Origin of the sequence: Corynebacterium drakensteinense (assembly GCF_041224285.1) — a bacterium.
GTDB lineage: Bacteria > Actinomycetota > Actinomycetes > Mycobacteriales > Mycobacteriaceae > Corynebacterium.
The window spans coordinates 12,461-30,801 of sequence record NZ_JAXOFP010000012.1 but is presented as its reverse complement, the minus strand read 5'-3'; the positions used below and the strand labels follow the sequence as shown (position 1 = coordinate 30,801).

General features: G+C 57.0%; 18 protein-coding genes. 11 read left to right on the top strand and 7 right to left on the bottom strand.

Going from position 1 to position 18,341, the window contains the following annotated elements; translation table 11 throughout:
* Positions 1-26 precede the first annotated feature (26 nt).
* On the bottom strand, positions 27-479 hold the full coding sequence (locus U1140_RS07935) for an excalibur calcium-binding domain-containing protein (RefSeq protein WP_231892410.1): 453 nt from the start codon (positions 477-479) through the stop codon (positions 27-29).
* A 151-nt stretch (positions 480-630) separates the two neighbouring features.
* Between U1140_RS07935 and U1140_RS07930 the strand changes: the two genes are divergently transcribed.
* From U1140_RS07930 to U1140_RS07900, 7 genes are all read left to right on the top strand, one after another.
* A complete protein-coding gene (locus U1140_RS07930; RefSeq protein ID WP_369847056.1) occupies positions 631-1,239 on the top strand; it encodes a hypothetical protein in 609 nt (202 codons plus the stop codon).
* Positions 1,240-1,351: 112 nt separating this feature from the next.
* The gene (locus U1140_RS07925; protein ID WP_369847054.1) at positions 1,352-2,335 is read left to right on the top strand and encodes an ABC transporter substrate-binding protein; all 984 of its coding nucleotides are present in this window, start codon (positions 1,352-1,354) and stop codon (positions 2,333-2,335) included.
* A gap of 12 nt (positions 2,336-2,347) precedes the next feature.
* Positions 2,348-3,346, top strand: coding sequence for a FecCD family ABC transporter permease (locus tag U1140_RS07920; protein WP_369847053.1), 999 nt, complete (start codon positions 2,348-2,350; stop codon positions 3,344-3,346).
* Between the two features lie 97 nt (positions 3,347-3,443).
* Positions 3,444-4,511, top strand: a complete 1,068-nt coding sequence (locus U1140_RS07915; protein ID WP_369847051.1) for a FecCD family ABC transporter permease — start codon at positions 3,444-3,446, stop codon at positions 4,509-4,511.
* Positions 4,508-5,293: an ABC transporter ATP-binding protein gene (locus U1140_RS07910; protein WP_306515861.1), complete on the top strand. Its 786-nt coding sequence runs from the start codon at positions 4,508-4,510 to the stop codon at positions 5,291-5,293. The genes U1140_RS07915 and U1140_RS07910 overlap by 4 nt, the downstream gene beginning before the upstream one ends.
* A 64-nt stretch (positions 5,294-5,357) precedes the next feature.
* Positions 5,358-5,807, top strand: a complete 450-nt coding sequence (locus tag U1140_RS07905) for a PH domain-containing protein (protein ID WP_249624498.1) — start codon at positions 5,358-5,360, stop codon at positions 5,805-5,807.
* On the top strand, positions 5,804-7,348 hold the full coding sequence (locus U1140_RS07900) for a PH domain-containing protein (protein ID WP_369847049.1): 1,545 nt from the start codon (positions 5,804-5,806) through the stop codon (positions 7,346-7,348). Before U1140_RS07905 ends, U1140_RS07900 begins: the two co-directional genes overlap by 4 nt.
* Here U1140_RS07900 and U1140_RS07895 read toward each other — a convergent pair.
* Complete coding sequence (locus U1140_RS07895; RefSeq protein WP_369847048.1) at positions 7,345-7,815, bottom strand: tRNA (cytidine(34)-2'-O)-methyltransferase; 471 nt, start codon at positions 7,813-7,815, stop codon at positions 7,345-7,347. The two genes, U1140_RS07900 and U1140_RS07895, sit on opposite strands and share 4 nt — an antisense overlap.
* A 23-nt stretch (positions 7,816-7,838) precedes the next feature.
* On the opposite strand from U1140_RS07895, the gene U1140_RS07890 reads away from it, so the two are divergent.
* The 3 genes from U1140_RS07890 to U1140_RS07880 are packed head-to-tail and all read left to right on the top strand — an operon-like array spanning position 7,839 to position 10,520.
* On the top strand, positions 7,839-8,690 hold the full coding sequence (locus tag U1140_RS07890) for a bifunctional methylenetetrahydrofolate dehydrogenase/methenyltetrahydrofolate cyclohydrolase (protein ID WP_369847047.1): 852 nt from the start codon (positions 7,839-7,841) through the stop codon (positions 8,688-8,690).
* Entirely contained in the window at positions 8,680-9,096 is a 417-nt protein-coding gene (locus tag U1140_RS07885; RefSeq protein ID WP_369847046.1) for a DUF3017 domain-containing protein, read from the top strand. The genes U1140_RS07890 and U1140_RS07885 overlap by 11 nt, the downstream gene beginning before the upstream one ends.
* 41 nt (positions 9,097-9,137) lie before the next feature.
* Positions 9,138-10,520, top strand: coding sequence for a GntP family permease (locus U1140_RS07880; protein WP_369847103.1), 1,383 nt, complete (start codon positions 9,138-9,140; stop codon positions 10,518-10,520).
* On the opposite strand, the gene U1140_RS07875 is transcribed toward U1140_RS07880, so the two are convergent.
* From U1140_RS07875 to metX, 5 genes are all read right to left on the bottom strand, one after another.
* A complete protein-coding gene (locus U1140_RS07875; protein WP_369847044.1) occupies positions 10,489-11,028 on the bottom strand; it encodes a gluconokinase in 540 nt (179 codons plus the stop codon). The two genes, U1140_RS07880 and U1140_RS07875, sit on opposite strands and share 32 nt — an antisense overlap.
* Positions 11,029-11,104: 76 nt before the next feature.
* Positions 11,105-12,190, bottom strand: a complete 1,086-nt coding sequence (locus U1140_RS07870; RefSeq protein WP_369847043.1) for an SWIM zinc finger family protein — start codon at positions 12,188-12,190, stop codon at positions 11,105-11,107.
* Between the two features lie 95 nt (positions 12,191-12,285).
* Entirely contained in the window at positions 12,286-13,023 is a 738-nt protein-coding gene (locus tag U1140_RS07865; RefSeq protein WP_369847041.1) for a TetR/AcrR family transcriptional regulator, read from the bottom strand.
* On the bottom strand, positions 13,016-15,418 hold the full coding sequence (locus U1140_RS07860) for an MMPL family transporter (protein WP_369847039.1): 2,403 nt from the start codon (positions 15,416-15,418) through the stop codon (positions 13,016-13,018). Before U1140_RS07860 ends, U1140_RS07865 begins: the two co-directional genes overlap by 8 nt.
* A gap of 158 nt (positions 15,419-15,576) precedes the next feature.
* Positions 15,577-16,695 (bottom strand): homoserine O-acetyltransferase MetX, encoded by a 1,119-nt coding sequence (metX, locus tag U1140_RS07855; protein ID WP_369847037.1) that lies wholly within the window; start codon positions 16,693-16,695, stop codon positions 15,577-15,579.
* Positions 16,696-16,894: 199 nt separating this feature from the next.
* Between metX and U1140_RS07850 the strand changes: the two genes are divergently transcribed.
* Positions 16,895-18,211 carry an SLC5/6 family protein gene (locus U1140_RS07850; RefSeq protein ID WP_369847035.1) on the top strand — a complete coding sequence of 439 codons (1,317 nt, stop codon included), beginning with the start codon at positions 16,895-16,897 and terminating at the stop codon, positions 18,209-18,211.
* Positions 18,212-18,341 lie beyond the last annotated feature (130 nt).

Below are 18,341 nucleotides of genomic sequence, written 5' to 3'. Positions count from 1 at the left end.
AAGCCTACGGTGTGGTGCGGATAGTTTTATTCGCAGGCTACGCCGTCCTTGTCTCGGTCTAGCTGTGAGCGATAACCCGGATCGCCTGCGTGCAGGGGAGCGGCACCGGCTGCACGAGCGGCTGCGCAATTTTGGAAATACGTTTCGCCGCCGGGTGCCGCCGGTGGAGCAGCAGGAGCATCGACGTGCGCCGGCGCCACCGGGTGCTCGTTCATCTCGGGATTCGCCCCCGGAGCCTCCGGTGCTGGTGGCTGATCTGCTGGTGCTTCCTGGGCACGCGGGAAGCGTTCGTCGTAACGTTCCGGGAGCACAGTGCCATTGCCACGCCCAGAATGCTCGTGCGCGTTGACTTCGGCTGGGTTTTCCGCTGCGTCTTCAGCACGTGCTTCTTCCATGGATTCTGCCGACGCGGTTGCAGTTTCCGTAAAGGTTTCCGTTGACGTTTCGGTAACCATTGCTTGGTCGGCTGAAGAATCCACATCCGTGCACGATGCTAAGAGGATGCACGCGGTAGAAAGCGTCGCTAAGAGTATTGTGCGCAGGGAATTCACATCTCGCCATATTTCCTGATGGTTACCTCTAAAGCAACTCTTACGTTGTTCAAAAACTAATCATGCATATAATGCTTCTATGACTATTGCAAAGACCTCTCGTCGCCGTACGCTCCGTTCCGCAGCTCTGGGCATCACCGCCGCATCCGCACTGGTGCTGGCCAGCTGCTCTTCTGAAGAAGCCGCAGACACCGCAGCATCGGTTACTTCTGAGGCAGGCGAAGCCGCAGAATCCGCTACAAAGGCGGCTGGCGAAGCCGCAGAATCCGCCACCGAAAAGGCCAAAGAAGCCGGGGACAAAGCAATGCAGGCCATTGATGCTGAAATGCGCGTGACCCCGGACCCAGAAGCTGGTGTGGAAGCAGACAGCGAACTGCAGATCGAACTGTCTGGCCTGAACACAGAGCAGGGCTACTACGTCGCTATTTGTGTTGACGAAGAGGACGGTGCTGAGGGTCGTCCACCACTGTGCACCGGTGAGCATGGCGACGAAGCCACTCAGGCTTGGGTCAAGACTGAGGGTGGCACCGTGGACATGAAGGAAGACGGCACTGCTGTTGTCACCTTGCGTGCGACCCCAACCGGCGAAGGCGTCGACTGCACCACCCAGGACTGCAACGTGCAGTTGTTCGGTGACCACCAAGAAGGCTTCAAGCGTGTAGAAGAAACCGAGATCAAGTTCGTTTAGGGCTTAGCACTTTCTGGCGAGCCTTATATTTATAAAAGGCTCCCCTATTTATATTAAGCTTATGCTATTCTGAGTAAGTTAACCCAGAAGTTGGGAAGCTGAAAGGACCATAATGCTTAGCAGGAAAAACACCCGCGCACTGGCTACAGCCAGTGCGTTTGCTCTATTCGTGAGTGCTTGTAGTGGAGATGATCCCGCTGATACCTCAGCAGGTAATGAATCGTCTTCGTCGGAGAGCGGTGCAGCCATTGCTTTTGAACACCCCACAATTGAGGGACTCAGTCTAGAATTCGAGCAGACCCCTGAAAAATTGGTGATGGATTGCTATGCGTATAGCGCTTTGGACCATCTAGACATTACCCCGGACGCAATTTTCGGTTATGACTGCGATAATCCATGGGTCATGGGTGATACCGATATCAGCAACATCGAGCAGATTGGCAAAGACGGCGAGATTGATATGGAAAAGCTTGCCGAGCTTCGTCCTGATGCTGTAATCGGGCACGGTGAAGCCGACGGCTGGAGCTGGTTTGATGATGATGTCAACAAGCAATTGACAAGTGTCGCTACGTTTATCCCGCTTCCTGATGGCGACAGTATAGAAGAAAATATTGAAGGCACAGAAAAATTAGGTGAATTTCTCGGCGCCGACCTGAGCGATCAAAAACTGGTTCAGGCACGCGAAGACTATGAATCGGCTAAAGATGATTTCAGCGCTGCTGTCGAGGGCAAAGATCTTGATTTCATGCTGGCTAGCCCAACAAAAGAAACGCTTTACACCGCTGTAGGGTTCAATCATGCAAACCTGCTCGAAGAGCTTGGTGCTAACATCGTCGGAGCTGAGCCGCCGGCAGAAGGCAATCCATGGGGCAAGGTTGCATGGGAGGAAGCTAACACCTACCCAGCTGATGTCATATTGGTCGAAGGGCTGGATGATGAACAGCCGTTTTCTGCTGAGCTCTGGGAGAGTTTGCCAGCTGTTGAACAGGGACAGATTAGCGGATGGGCTTCCAAGGGTGCGATGACCTATTCCACGTTTGCACATTGGTTGCAGGGATTGGCTGAAAAAGTCAAAGACTTTGACAAGCTGAGCTAAGGCTCATTCACAGTGCTTTCTCGCTTCCGAACGGCAGGGCTGGTAGTTCTCGTCATCGTCACGTTGGCGTCTTTAATACTCAGCTTGGCGATCGGAGCCCGTTCGATCGCCCCCGATGATGTACTGCGTTACCTTTTTCACCCAGAACTCGGAGATCCGATTTCACAGGTGGTCTGGCAGTCACGTGTACCTCGAACTGTCCTGGTGGTTTTATCTGGTGCGTCGTTGGGCGTGGCCGGCGGGCTCATGCAAGCAGTAACCCGCAACCCGCTGACTGACCCAGGAATTCTCGGTGTCAATGCTGGTGCATCATTGGCTGTGGTTGCAGGATTAGCCTTTTTGGGGCTCACCGATCTACGAAACTACATGTGGTTCGCACTCGCCGGTGCTTTTATAACCTCGATTGTCGTTTTCATCGTCGGTAACACTGGAAAAAACCGGGGTAATGCCGTGCGCATGACCTTGTCAGGTGTTGCCATTGGTGCAGTACTGAGCGGACTTAGTTCCGCAATTTTGCTGACCAACTCAGATGTATTGCGCCAAATGAGGGGCTGGGCTGCAGGTACTACGGCTTCACAATCACTCGAGGATGCACTCTCAGTGGTTCCACTGATTGCGATTGGCCTCGTGATTGCATTTCTCAGCACACGAGCCTTAGATGTATTGGCCTTAGGGGAGGCAAGTGCCGTTGCGATGGGTGCACGACCGAACCGAATCCGGTTGGTGGCTTTGGTAGCCATCACGTTGCTGGCAGGCGGTGCTACAGCAGCAACCGGCCCCATTGGCTTCGTGGGCTTGCTTGCCCCACACCTCGCCCGCATGATGGTTGGGCCGCATCAGGGGTGGATCACTGCATATTCAATGTTCTTGGGAACCCTCGTTGTTGCCGTAAGCGATGTGCTGGGACGAATCCTTTCTCCAGGTGAAGTGCCTGTTGGCGTAGTAACAGCATTCATTGGTGCTCCCGTGCTCATCTGGATGGCGCGGCGATTCCGGTTGAATGAGTTATAAGACTGACGTGAGCGCCGTAAAGAGCGGAATCGGCGGCGAAGCACGAAATGAGCGGATAGGATCCCGCGATTAGCAGTCAGCACAGACAGGAGAACTCGTGCATACAGCGCAAAGACTTGATTTTGGAAGGCAATGTTACGAGTTGCCTATTCCTGGGAAAATTCACGGTGTCTGGCGTATCGACGCGCGAGCGCTGTGGGTCAGTGTTTCGGTCTGGATCACGATAATCGCATTAGGCATTTTTGCGCTTTTTACCGGATCTGCTTCAGTAACACCAACCGAGACCTGGAATGCTGTGTTGGGGCGAGGAGATAGCTTCACCACGATGATCGTCGTGGAATGGAGAGCACCGCGCATCATTATCGCGGTACTCCTCGGCGCATCACTGGCTATGAGTGGATCTATTTTCCAAACACTCACAAACAACGCGCTCGGTTCACCGGATGTTATCGGCTTCCAAACGGGCTCTTATACCGGTGCATTATTCGTCATGTTGGTGGTTGGAGGCAGCTCGATTAGCGTGATGATTGGGGCCCTGGTCGGTGGGATCATGACTGCACTGGTGGTATTTTTCCTATCGGTGCGCAATGGCAATACCCGCGGTGTGCGTTTAGTGATCGTTGGCATTGGAGTCAGTGCAATGTTGGCTTCGTTGAATACGTGGATGCTGCTGACCGCGACAGTAGAAGATGCTCTGATGGCAAGTTTATGGGGAGCCGGAAATCTATCCGGTGCTACCTGGTTTGATGTGTGGCTGATCGCCTGCGGGGCAATAATCTTCGGCATCGGCGCGGTATGCCTGTTACGTCCGATGCGCATTATACAAATCGGTATCCCCTTCGCTACCGCTCTTGGCTTGCACGTGCATTGGGTGCAGTTGCTTGCCATCGTGGTTGGCATCGGATTGATTGCAATAGCTACGTCCACTGTCGGTCCGATTGCCTTCATTGCCCTTGCAGCTCCCCATATTGCCCGTCGTGTTGTGCGCCTCGACGGACTGGTATTAGGCACGTCTGCTGCCGTCGGAGCATTGTTATTGTTATTGGCAGACGTTATTGCTCAGCGGATATATCCAGATTCACCGTTGCCGGTGGGCATTGTTACTGTCTCGATTGGTGGCATCTACTTTTTGTGGCTGCTGTTCCGGGAAGGAAAAGCGCGATGAGCAGATTGCAAGCTGCAAATGCGAGCTTGGGTTACGAATCGACCGTGATTTCACGAAATTTGTCAGTGGAAATCCCAGATGAGAAATTCACGGTGATTGTTGGTCCCAATGCTTGTGGTAAATCGACCTTGTTGAAAGCATTAGCTCGATTATTGCGTCCGACGCAAGGGCACATCATGTTAGATGGGGAAATAATTCAATCTCTACCCACGAAAAAGGTGGCCCAAGAAATTGGTTTACTGCCGCAAGGCCCTGTAGCTCCGGAAGGCGTGCGGGTCGTGGACTTGGTTAACCGAGGCCGATATCCATATCAAAAGCTTTTTAGTCCTTGGACGCACGACGACGATGCGGCTGTGTCTCGAGCTATGACGGCAACTGGAGTGCATGAATTATCTGGGAAGCTTGTCGACGAACTATCTGGTGGACAGCGGCAACGGGTATGGATGGCGGTTGCGCTAGCCCAAGAGACCGGCATTTTGCTTCTCGACGAACCCACCACGTATCTCGACCTGAATCACCAAATTGAGCTACTGGAACTTTGTCGTAGATTGAATCAAGAAACGGGAGCGACCATGGTGGCCGTGCTGCATGATCTCAACCAAGCCGCGCGCTACGGTGACCACATCATTGCAATGAAACAGGGCGCAATAGTTTCACAGGGAAGCCCCGACCATGTGTTTACAGAAGACTTGCTTAGCGAAGTTTTCGGCGTGAATGCGCGAGTTATTCGTGACCCAGAGTCGGAAACACCGTTGATTATTCCTCGTTGGGTCCACACCTAGATGACGAACGTGACGATGCGCAATGAGCAGCGTGTGTCGGTGACGAAAGGTAACCTGGGCTGCTATGAACCCAGTGTCGAGGAAACTGATCAAAGCACGTTATCTTTCAGGCCTGCCCTGGGCCGTGTTATTTATTGGTGGCTCCATCGCAGCCGCCGTGTTCTGGAGCAGTTGGCTGTGGATTGCCACCGCCGTCATAGTCGCCTTCGTCCTTTTTCGCATCTGGCTCATTCCACGGCAGGTGAAACTGCTTGGTTGGAAGGAAACCGACGACGAACTTCTGATCACCCGCGGCAAAATTTGGCACACCTTTACCGTCGTGCCGTATGGGCGGATTCAATTTGTGGATGTTTCTGCAGGCCCCATCGATAAACTCTTCGGCTTAAAAAACGTGAAGCTACATACGGCTTCGTCGTCGTCCGATTCCGATGTCCCCGGGCTAGAAGCTGCCGACGCAGATGCATTACGTCAGCGCCTATCCGAAAAGGCCCGTGAGAGGATGAGCGGCCTATGAGTTCAGCAGAAAACCCTCAGCCACACAGTGCACAGACTTCACACCCACCGGCCGAGGCACAAGCCAACCAGCAGCAGTGGCACCGCGTCCATTTCCTCACCCCGATCCTGGAATTCTGGTCGTTGTTGGTTGGTTTGGCCGTCGTCACTTTCGTCAACATCAATTCGACGATCATCAACGCGGTTTCCAGTTGGGCAGACGGCGAGCACCTGACCGACCTGCTCATTGGCACCGCGATTCTGCTCGGTATCGCGGTACTCATCGTGGGGCTGTCGTATTTCTGGTGGCGGGCCATGGGCTTCCGGCTTGACGACGAAGAAATCGCGCGCAAAAAGGGCGTGTTTTCTACCCAAGTGCGCTCTGCACGGTTCAATCGCATCCAAGCCGTCGACATCGTCGAGCCGTTCGTCGCCCGCATCTTTGGCCTCGCGAAAGTCCGCGTCGAGACTGCCGGTGGCTCGGATTCTGTGATTGAAGTCGAATATCTGCGCAAGAAACAAGCAGAACGCCTACGCGCGGAAGTTCTGCAGCGCGTGCGTGGTGAAAAATCAACCGAGCCTGATATCGCGCACTCGGGCACCGCAGAACCCGGCGCACCGGAAGCGACGCCAGCAGAAACCCCAGCCGGTGATGCCGCGCAAGCACACAAGCCTGATCTCGCCCATCCGGCTCATGCCGCTGAGCAACCGAACCGCGTAATCATCCCGCCGATTCCTACCGGGCGGGTGCTCGGCTCAATGGCGCTGCGTCCGAGCACCATGATCGCGGTTATTGTCGTGCTTTCTCAGCTGTTCACGCCGCTGTCTGGTGGGTCAATAATTGTGTTCCTCCTTGCAGTTATCGGCGCGGTCATTGGGAACCTCAACAACGCGTGGCAATTCACCGCCACGCTCAACGAGACCGGCGGGCCGAACAATTCACCGTCCCTCGACATCGCGTACGGGCTCACCAGCAGGCGTCGGCAATCAGTACCGCTCAATCGCATCCATGCCGTCGAAATCCGCCAACCCGTCTTGTGGCGGCTGACTGGCTGGTGGATGGTGCAGGTCAATGTCGCAGGATACGGCGCTATGTCCGGTAGTGATTCCGGCTCCACGATGATCTTGCCCGTCGGCAGCAATCAACAGGCCCAGCAGATTGCCGCGCTGGTCACCCCGCTTGCCGACGAGCACCTCACCGAATTTGCCCGGCCGGAAGGATTTAGTCGGCCCCGGTATACCTCGCCGAAGCAGGCGCGTTGGTGCTCGCCGATTGATTACCAACAACAGGGCGTCACGCTTGTCGACGACGCCGTGATCATCCACCACGGTCGTATCGGCCGGAGCGTTGCGGTTGTCGCCGAGCCGCACATCCAAGAGCTCTCGTTGCGCAGGGGGCCGATACAGGCGCTGCTTGGTTTGCGCAGTTTACGCCTGGACCTGGTTGGCGGGCCAGTGCACATGGTTGGTGCGGATCTTTCGCCAGACGATGCCGAAGAACTCCTGGAATACCTGCGCCAGCGCACGTTGCCGGAGTTAGAACAGGCGGGGACTTTTCACTAGATTCCGCCAGCAAAACCCAGTTGCCGCCACGCCTCAAAGACCGCGACGGCAGCAGAATTCGACAAATTCATCGACCGCCGCGCCGGCAGCATGGGAATGCGCACCTGCTCGGTGATCCGCGGGTGCGCTAGTGCCTCGGCAGGAAGCCCCGTGGGCTCGGTACCGAAGAGCAAAATATCGCCGTCCTGGTAATCCACCTCGGTGTGAAAAGTGCTGGCACCAGTGCTAAAGGCGAAGACCCGGCCGTCGCCAAGCGATTCCAAACACGCGTCCAAGTTGGGGTGGATCTGCAGATCCGCCAGATCGTGATAATCCAGCCCCGCGCGTTTCAAGTGCTTATCATCGAAGTTGAACCCCAGTGGCTCCACCAAATGCAGGTGGGCTCCGGTTACCGCAGCTAAGCGGATCGCGTTGCCGGTATTCGAGGGGATCACCGGATTATCAAAGACAACATGCAAATCGGCCATGGCAAGAGTCTAGAATGGTAGCCGTGACTGCATTGACATTGGATGGAAAACTCTACCGAGACGAAATCTTCGACGATCTGAAAAAGCGCGTCGACAAGCTGCGCGACAAGGGCATTACCCCTGGTCTGGCCACCGTGTTGGTGGGCGATGATCCAGGCTCGCACAGCTACGTCAAAATGAAGCACCGCGACTGCGAAGCCCTGGGCATCAACTCGATCCGTCGCGACCTGCCCGGCGATATCAGCCAGGAAGAATTGCTCGCCGTCATTGATGAGCTCAACGAGGACCCAGCCTGTACCGGCTATATCGTGCAGTTGCCGCTGCCGAAGCATCTCAACGAAAACGAGGTACTGGAGCGCATCGACCCCGAAAAGGACGCCGACGGCCTGCACCCAGTCAACCTGGGCAAGCTGGTGCTCAACGAGGACGCACCCCTGCCGTGCACCCCGAACGGCTGCATTTCGCTGCTGCGCCGGTTTGATGTGGAGCTCAATGGGGCGAAAGTCGTGGTTATCGGCCGTGGCGTGACCGTGGGACGCCCAATTGGTCTGATGCTGACTCGTCGTAGCGAAAACTCCACTGTCACCCTGTGCCACACCGGAACCAAAGACCTGGTGGCAGAGACCAAGGCCGCTGATGTCATCATCGCCGCTGCTGGTGTGCCACATATGCTCACCGCAGACATGGTGAAAGAAGGTGCTGCCGTATTGGACGTGGGCGTTTCGCGTGTCGACGGCAAACTCGCCGGGGACGTCGCACCCGATGTCTGGGAGAAGGCCGGTGCGGTATCACCGAACCCCGGTGGTGTGGGTCCACTGACCCGTGCGTTCTTGGTGCACAACGTGGTGGAGCGCGCAGAATTGCATGCCGGATAAACCATTCTCGCATCGGGCTGGGCGTCGCGCCGAACCGCCGATCGGTGCTGGTGCTCGTCGCCTGAGCACTCACCGAAAGAAGGTAGACCGCAGCGGTTTGGCTAACCCGCATGATCTGAACCTGGCTCCCTCTCGCGTACCCGGGTGGTTGCAGTGGGTTGGGATGGCCGCGTTTATCGTGCTGCTGGCTGCCGCCGCCTGGTTTTTGGTGGCGGATCATTGGCGTCGTTCCACGTTTGCCCTGGGCGTGGCGATGCTCTGGCTGGCTGTGTTGCGGCTGACCTGCGATTCCGCGAAGCTGGGCGTTTTTGCTGTGCGTTCGCGCCGGTTCGACGCCGCTTTCAGCGCTGTTGCAGGCGCAGCGCTGATGTTTTTGTCTGCCTCTGTGGATGCACTGGGCAGTTAGTCGTGCGCCGCAAATAGTAGAAAGTTGCACCAATGTCACCAATGGATACCTGGGAGCCCACACTGGGCACCGCACCGCTGTTAGGCATCGCCGCAGCCGCCGTCGCAACGATTTTGTTGATGGTGATTTATTTCCGCATCCACGCCTTCATCACCCTGATCACCGTCTCCGCACTGACGGCCTTGGCCACGGGTATCCCATTAGAAGGCGTCGTCCCGACCATGACCGACGGCTTCGGCTCCACCTTGGCATCGGTGGCCTTGTTGGTCGGTCTGGGCGCGATGCTCGGCCGCTTGGTGGAAAACTCCGGTGGCGCGCAGTCGCTGGCGGAATTGCTGGTGCGTAAATGTGGTGAAAAGCGTGCCCCGTTTGCCCTGGGCGTGGCATCGCTGCTGATGGGCTTTCCCATCTTTTTCGACGCCGGGCTCATCGTTATGCTGCCCGTCATCTTTGCGGTCGCTCGGCGCCTGGATGGCCCGATTCTGGCTTATGGTATTCCGGCAGCCGGCGCGTTTTCTGTCACCCACGTTTTCTTGCCACCGCACCCAGGTCCGGTAGCAGCTGCCGAATTCTACAATGCGGATATCGGGCTGATTTTGCTGTTCGGCCTGCTTATCGCCTTGCCGACGTGGTATATCTCCGGCTATCTGTGGGGGCAATTCCTGGGCCGCAAATTCCCGCTGCCGGTACCGGATCTGTTGTTAGGGGCGCGTTCTGAGCCACCGAAAAACCCGGCGGGCGCTGGTTCCGTCGCTATCATCCTGCTGCTGCCTATGTTGCTGATTTTCGGCAACACCGGTGCGAACACCGCCGCCACCGCTGGCTGGATCGACGGTGAATCCGGGGTAGTGCAGTTCCTGCGTTTCCTCGGACAAACCCCGATCGCCCTGCTCATTACCGCATTCGTAGCCATCGCTGTGTTGGGCTTGCGTAGAGGAGTAAGCCGCGAAGCCATCGAAAAATCCATGGACGGCGCGCTCGGCCCAATCTGTTCCGTCGTGCTGATTACCGGCGCTGGTGGCATGTTCGGTGGCGTATTGCGTACCTCGGGTATTGGCGACGCGCTCGCCGAATCAATGGAGGGCATGGGCATCCCCCTGGTCCTCGCCGCCTACCTGATTGCTGCCGCGCTTCGCGTTGCCCAAGGCTCGGCGACCGTCGCCTTGACGACGGCCGCAGCACTGATGGCACCGGGCGTGGCTGCCGCGGATTACTCCGAAGTCGCGCTGGCACTGATCGTCTTGGCGACGGCCGCCGGTTCCGTCATTGCCTCTCACGTCAACGACTCCGGCTTCTGGCTAGTGGGCCGACTGATGGGCATGGATACCGCGACTACTCTGAAAACCTGGACGGTAAACCAAACACTGATCTCCGTTATTGGTTTCGCCCTGGTCATGGTGATCTACGGCGCCAGCGCGCTGTAATCCAGTTTTTCATTGCCTCCGCCACCAGGGTTGGTGGTTCAGCGACATCAAAACTTGCGCCGGGTTCATCCGCACGCAGCGGCTCCAAAGTTGCCAGCTGCGAATCCAACAAATGCGCCGGCATGAAATGCTTGGTGCGCTCCAACATTCGTTGCTCCAGCAGTTCGCGTGATCCCGTGCAGTGCACAAATACGGCGCCGGGGCATTCGGCGAGCAACACTTCGCGGTAGCTGCGCTTCAACGCGCTGCAGGCAACGATGGCGCCGTGCTCTTGTTCGGCGAGCCAGTTGCCCACGCGCCGTAGCCACGGTAGGCGGTCGGCGTCGTCAAGCGGGATGCCGCTGGCCATTTTGTCGATATTGGCTTGCGGGTGAAAATCATCCCCGTCGAGGTAAACCAGGCCTAAAAGGTTTGCCAGTTCCGTTCCGACGGTGGTCTTCCCGCTCCCAGAAACTCCCATCACGACGATGTGGTGGGGTAGTGGTGCATCCGGTGCATGTTCAGGCATGTTGGTGATCCTAACACCTGCCGGGAACCTCACTAGCGGCTGTGTTGTTGTGCCTCGGCATCGTTGTGCCTCAGTGTTATTCCTCGGCATCGTTGTGTCGTGGCAAGCCCAAACTTGCTGCGTACGCCGTAATCGCACTCGCTTGCGCCGGTGCCGCGATCGAGATGACGTCGCGCAGGTACGGCCACAGACGCGGGTGGTCTTCGCCGTAGTAGCTTTCTGCCAGGAACGCGAAATTCACGCAGTAGTCTATGCCGGCGTTCCCCAGTGCTTCCTCGGCCGCGTAAACGGGTAAACTCGGCTCAATTTCTTCACTGAAAAAATATGTCCAGGTTACCCAGTGCGCAATTTCCGCCCCAGCACACGCATTCGCTGAGTTCACCACGTCCTTGGCTGCGGATAAATGCAGAGCAAGCGCATCGTTCAGCGTGTTTTTCGCCGCCTCGCTTCCTGCTAGGCTTAGTGCACGGTTGGTGGCAAGGTACCTTATGAATTCCTCGAGGTACGGCAAAACTAATTCTGCGTGCTCGTGGTCGAGGAAATGCCGAAAAATCATCATCATTTCTTCACACCGAGCAGCTTGCTCGCGCTTGCCGACGCCCACGTTCAGACCTGATTGCACACCACCCCCAGTTGGCGGGCTAATTTCTGTCCACTGCGGCGGCAGAAAACTGCCAATGGCTTTGCCAAGGCGATCTTCGAGAAACTCTGAGATGCTCACGGACGTGCCATTATGCGCCAAAATGTGCAGCTGTAGTGGGAGCTGCACCTGTGGTTCCCACTGAAAAACTTGCCGGAAGGCACTAACGATTTGATTAGGGGTGGCGGTGTCCACGAAGTTCTCTAGGACGCGATCCTTGGGCTTGGGATATAATGCGATGCTGCGTAAACCGACGGCGACGCAGTGCTTGCACCATTGATGTTGCACTGGGCAGGTGCAATAGGTGATCGGGGTTCCTTCGACCAGCTTGATGTGCACCTCATAGGGATGAATTGCCGAGCCTTGCACAAAAGCTTTAATAACTTTGTCGGTCACCGTGTGCCCTGAAATTGCCGCGGGATCGATATTGGAGCCCTTGTGGAAGCTCCCCGAATCGGTGTGGCCGGCGATGTAGCTAGGCGAAAGGAGGTTAATTAAATAAGATTTCTGTGGCAACGACATAACTTAAGAATAAGATGCCGCTGCACACAGAACCCTATGTAGTCGAATAAATATTTGATTTATTTGACCACTGTCCGTGACAGCCTCGAATTAAATCAACCAATCGATTTTAATGAATCGAACGCTCTATCGATTAATGAATTCAAGTCAGGGCCGGCGTACTCGTTAGTTTCACCCGCACTGGAGCTGCCTGCCGACGCCCGCGCAGCCGTATATTCCTCCACCGCCGAAGCAATCGCGGCGCCGATCAACCAGTCATACGTGTGGATGGTGAACTGATCGGCACCTGGCATGCGTGCGGCCAAAGCGTCGGCAAGCAAATGCGGGGGAGTGTCGCCGTAATGCTCGGCGAAGGCGTGTTTCGCTGCATTAATATTCGGCATTGTCGCTACCTGCTGCACTACCTGCATTAACGCGACCATCGAGGATTGCTCGCCGGTGCTGGTGCCCGCGGTGCCTCTCGCAGTGCCAGTGCCCGCGGCGCTAGTGCCCATGGTGCCTGGCGCAGTGTCGGCATCGGTTTCCACGACAAACACCGCGCGGGCGGCTTCCACCGCGGAATAGTCTTCCGGCACTTGTGCAAAGGCCGCGGTGATCTCCGCGCCGTGCAAATGGATAAACCACAGCAATGCTTCTTCCATCGACTGGAAGTAGTTGTGGAATGTGCGTGTAGAAACTGCTGCGGCCTCGGCGACGTGCGCGATGGTCAACGCTTCGCTTCCTTCGCGCAATAGTACGGTTGCCGCTGCGCGCGCGATGGTCTCTTTGGTTTCGGCCTTCTTCCGTTCCCGCAGACTCGGTTTGCTGGGCGTGCTGCTCTTGCTGTTAGTCATCACTGACCTGCTTTTCGGTACGTGCCAGCAGCTTGTCCTTATCTTCTTCCAGTGCCTCACCCTCGATGTCGAGGTGTGGCAGGACCTTATCCAGCCAGCGTGGGAACCACCAGGCGGCATTACCCAGCAGGTACATCGTGGCAGGTACCAGAGTCATGCGGATGATGAAGGCGTCCAACAGAATGGCAACGGCCAGCGCGAAGCCCATGGTGCGGATGAACGGTTCGTCGAGAAGCATGAACGCGGCAAACACGGAGATCATGATCAGCGCGGCTGCGGTGACCACGCGGGCGCCGTGTTTGAAGCCGTTGGCGGTGGCGTTGCCTGCGGTCTTGCCGACGCGCACGAAGTTTTCGCGCATGCGGGTAACCAAAAAGACCTGGTAATCCATGGCCAAACCGAAGGTGAGACCGATGAGCATGATCGGCAGGAAGGACAAGATCGGCTGAGGATCGCTGACGATGCCGAAGCCACCTTCTTGGAAGATGAACACGGTCAGACCGAAGGTTGCAGCCACCGACAGAGCGTAGCCGGCCGCGGCGATCAGCGGAACCAGGATGGAGCGGAAGACGAGCACCAGCACGATGAATGCCAAGCCAAGCACGATCAGGATGTACGGGATTAAGATGCTGGTTAGCAGCTGGGAGATATCGTCGAAGATCGGCGCGATGCCGGTGATACCGAATTCAGCCCCGTATTCGTCGGCAAAGTGCGCTTGTTTTTCGCGCAAGCGTTCCAGCGTATCGGTGGTTTCCTCGTCGGTCGCCCCCGTGGTTGGGGTGATCAGCATTTGAATACCGTCGGCTTGCTCCGTGGTGTTAATGACCTGCGCGTTGACCACGCCGTCAGTGCCAGCAAACGTCGTCATGGCTTCTTGCATCAGCGCGGGGCGTTGTTCGGTGGCGACCTCGGAGGCGTCGATATAGGCGATCATCGGGGCGTTGCGGCCCTCACCGAATGCCTCGGCGGTCATTTCGTAGGCTTGACGCTGCGGACTTCCCGGTGATTCTGAACCTTCCGTCGGCATTGCCAACTGCAGTTGCGCTGCTGGGACAGCCAGGATACCTAGCATGACGACGCCCACCAGCAGGTTGAGGACCGGGTGCTTGCGGATCTGTCGCGCCCACTTCAGACCCATCGTCGGCTTTTCGTTTTCTGGATCCGGCACCTTCGGGCCGGGGATGCGCAGTGCGAAAATCTTTGAACCCAGCAGGCCGACGAGTGCTGGCAGGAAGGTCAGCGCTACCAGTACAGCCAAGGCGACGGTTCCAGCGGCAGCCAACGCCATGGCGGTTAAGAACGGAATATCGATGATGCTCAGCGCTGATAGCGCGATCAGCACGGTTACGCCAGCGAAAATCACTGAACCACCGGCGGTGCCCAGCGCCATGCCCATAGCGTGTGCGCGAGTAGATTTGTCTAGCCCACGTAGGGTCTGGGCGAATTCTTTTGGCGATTGATGTTGCGCACCAGTTAGCGTAACCAGCTCATTGCGGAAACGCGAGAGAATAAACAGCGAGTAGTCGATGCCGACAGCAAGGCCGATCATGCTGGCCAGCACGGGTGTCATGTCGTTGATGGCATCGGTAACGGCCGTACCAGACATCACGATGAGCAGACCAGTGGCCACACCCACGATTGCAGACACCAGCGGGATACCAGCGGCGACGGCGGAGCCGAAAGTCACCAGCAGAACGATCGCGGCAACCGCCAGACCGATCAACTCGGCGGTCGGGTCCATGCCCATCTCACCCATGAACGCGTTGCCGGAATAGCCGGCCTTGAACCTGGCTTGGTTGTCAAAGCCGTCGACAAGCGCGGTGACCGCATCACGATCCGCGGTGGCGATCTCCATTGCGGTCTCGGCATCGAAGGTCACCGAGATGGTGCCGGTGTGCTCGTCCTCAGATAACGGCGAAATTGCAGCCAAATCGTCCTGGATTTTCTCTTCTGGCACTCCCTGGGCTTCGAGTTGTCCGCGCAGTTGCTGCTCCATGCCCGCAGCGGCCATGACGGGGTTGACCACAGATTCTGGGTTGGTCAGCGCGCCCGTGGCCTGCAGGTCTGCAACCAGGGCGTCGATTTCGGCCATGACTTCCGGGTCGGTCAGCGGCTTATCCTGCGATTGGATGACCACCGTGCCCTCGGGGGCAGAAACGAAATCTTGTTCTGCAGATTCTTCGCCACGTTCAGCTTTATCGCGCGCGAAGTGTTCTTGCATGCGCTCCTGTGTATCGGTGGAATCCATCGATGGCATGGAGAAGTTAGGCGAGGGCTGCTGCGCGACGGTGGAGACGGTAATGCCCAAGCCGGTGAGGACTATGAGCCAAAAAGCCAGAAATGGCCACGTGTGCCGGTAGGCGAAGCTACCGAGCCGATAGAGGAAACGCGACATAAAAAATCCTTTGCGAGGTGCAGGAGAAATTAAAACCTTGCACATGGTATGCAAAGTTTCATGTCGCGTGCAAGTTTTTGCTTGCGGTGAAGCGTGCCGCGGCCCCGCTAGGTGCCGTGGGCCCGCGCTTGTCGGGACGCGAGACGCTGCGGCCCGCGCTAAATGCTGTATGGTTCCGGCAGAGACAGCTTTAAGAACTTGCGCAGAACACGATCCAGCTGGCGTGATTCGGTGAGAAATGCGTCGTGGCCGACAGGCGAGACGATCTTCGCCATGCCCAAAAAGTTGCCGATATTACGCGATAGGTGTTCTTGCTGGTGATACGGGTACAAGATGTCCGTATCGACGCCGACGATCATCGTCGGAACAGTGGAGTTGCCAAGCGCACGGTTCAGTCCGCCGCGTCCACGGCCGATGTCGTGCCGGTTAAGGGCTTCGGTGAGCGCGACGTACGAGCCTGCGTCGAACCGCTGCGCCAACTTATAGCCCTGATGCTCCAGGTAGCTATTGACAGCAAAGCGTTGGTGTGGATCTCGGAATTCGCCGAATGGATCCTCGCCCTCGTTGGCATCAGAGCCGAAACGCTCGTCGATTTCTTGCTCGCCACGGTAGGTCAGGTGCGCGATCCGGCGTGCAGCGCACAGGCCTTCCAATGGGTAATCGTCGGTGTCGTAATAATCGCCGCCATGCCAGTTGACATCACGCTCGATTGCAGAAATCTGCGCGCATTGAATGCCAATTTGCCACCCTGAAGCCCGGGCAGAGACCGCCAAGATGCAGACAGCCTCCATCATCTCCGGGTAGAGCAGCGACCACTCGAGTGCGCGTGCGCCGCCCATCGAGCCGCCGATGACCGCATGGATTTTTCGCAGGCCAAGGGCGTCGACAAGCTGGCGTTCAGCGGCCACGATGTCGCGGATGGATACCGCCGGAAACCGTGAACCCCAAGCCCGCCCATCGCTGGCGATGCTGGAAGGCCCTGTCGAACCGTGGCAGCCGCCCAGCGCATTAATGCAGATGAAACACCAACGCGAAGTATCGAGGGCCCGGCCGGGACCAAGGATGTCGCCCCACCAATCGGAGACATCGGAGGAACCTGTGAGTGCATGCTCAATCAGGATGACGTTGTTTGGTCCGTCCATTTCGCCGCGAAATTTACCGAAGACGTGGTAGCCCAGGGTTACCTCATCCATCATGGCGCCGGCCTCTGTGCGGAATTCGCCGATGCTGGCGTGGTTCAGCGTGGAGGTGGGGCCAAAAGGCGTGGTGTGAGGCATAATAAGACGCTTTCCGACGTGGACGGTAACTTGCTTCACACAGTGTAGATGAACAGAGCTGTCTAGTTATAGAATTATATTCTGCTTGTGTGTTGATGTGAATTTTCGTTTTTTGTGATGCAGCTGACATACTAGTGGCAAGTGCTCAACAATCTGTAATTGCGTTCAAACATTCTTGACGACGGAAAGGCTCCAGCTCGTGAGCGAAAAACACACCTCAGCCTCCCCGCAGGCAGAAAACTCGAACGACGCCGGGGTCGACCAGGCAGTACGTGGAGAGAAACCCAACAACACGAAATGGGCGCTGGCGCTTTTTGGTACCGCCGTCGGTGCCGGTATCCTATTTCTCCCGATCAACGCCGGTAGCTTTGGCTTCTGGCCATTGCTGGTGGCCACGCTGCTGATCGGGCCGATGGCGTTTTTGTCCCACCGCGCTTATGCCCGCATGCTCAGCGGCTCCTCGCAGCAAGGCCAAGACGTCTTGGAAGTCATCACTGGCTTCTTCGGCAAAAATATCGGTATTTTTGTTGCGCTGATCTACTGGTTCACGGTGTTCCCGATCGTGATGATCTACGGTATCTCGATCACCAACACCGTCGACAGCTTCATTCAAAACCAACTCAACGGCCCGGAAATTTCCCGCCCAATCTTGGCGACGCTCTGCGTAGGCTTGATGACGCTCGGCTTCGCCCTCGGGCGCAACACCGCGCTGGTAGTCGCGCAGTTCGTGATCTACCCGCTGATCATCGCGCTGGCAGCCGTTTCGCTATACCTGATCCCGCAATGGGACTTCAGCTCCTTCTACCACTACAGCGCGGACGGCTTCGTCGCCAACCTCGGCGACATTATCTTGATCATGCCGGTGCTGGTGTTCTCGTTTAGCTTCCTGGCGGCAATCTCGCAGTTCGTGCTGGATACCGAGCGTTTCTACGGCAAAGATGCTGAAAAGCAGTCCTCGAAGATCATCCTGATCGCCACCGCTTTGCTGACGATTTTCACCATGTTCTTCGTCTGGTCTTCTGCGCTCGCTCTGGGTGCTGACGGCATGGAAGAGGCGTACCAGCAAAACATCCCAGTGTTGTCGTATCTGGCAAACGAAACCGGCACGCAGTTCTTGGCTTATATCGCACCCATCGTCGTGATCTGCGCGATTGTCTCCTCGTACTTCGGCCACCTGCTTGCCACGGTGGAAGGCACCCGCTATTTCGGCAACCTGGTTGCTCCGACCCGGATGCAAAAAGCCAACCCGCGCAGTGTCGCCACCGCTATCTATCTGTTCGTTTTCGTTGTGGTCACCGCAGTGGCGATCATCAACCCATCGATTCTGGACCTGATCACCCTGATTGGTGGCATTTTTATGGGCTTCATGACCTACCTGCTGCCTGTTTGGGCGATCTACCGGATCGATGCGCTCAAGCGTTTCCGCCCGGTCGCCAGCAACTGGTTTGTGCTGATCATCGGTGTGGTCGTTATGGCCGGTACTTTCTGGGACGTGCTGCGTAACCTGGCTGGTTAAGCCAGGCTGCAGGGCGTGAAGCCCATTCGGCTTCCTGAGCAGACTCCGGTCCGGGCTCCCGTCCGGTCGGCGTTAACCCGGGCTGCAGGGCGTCGGTTCGGTGAAAGCCTAGGTGAAAACTTTTGTAGGC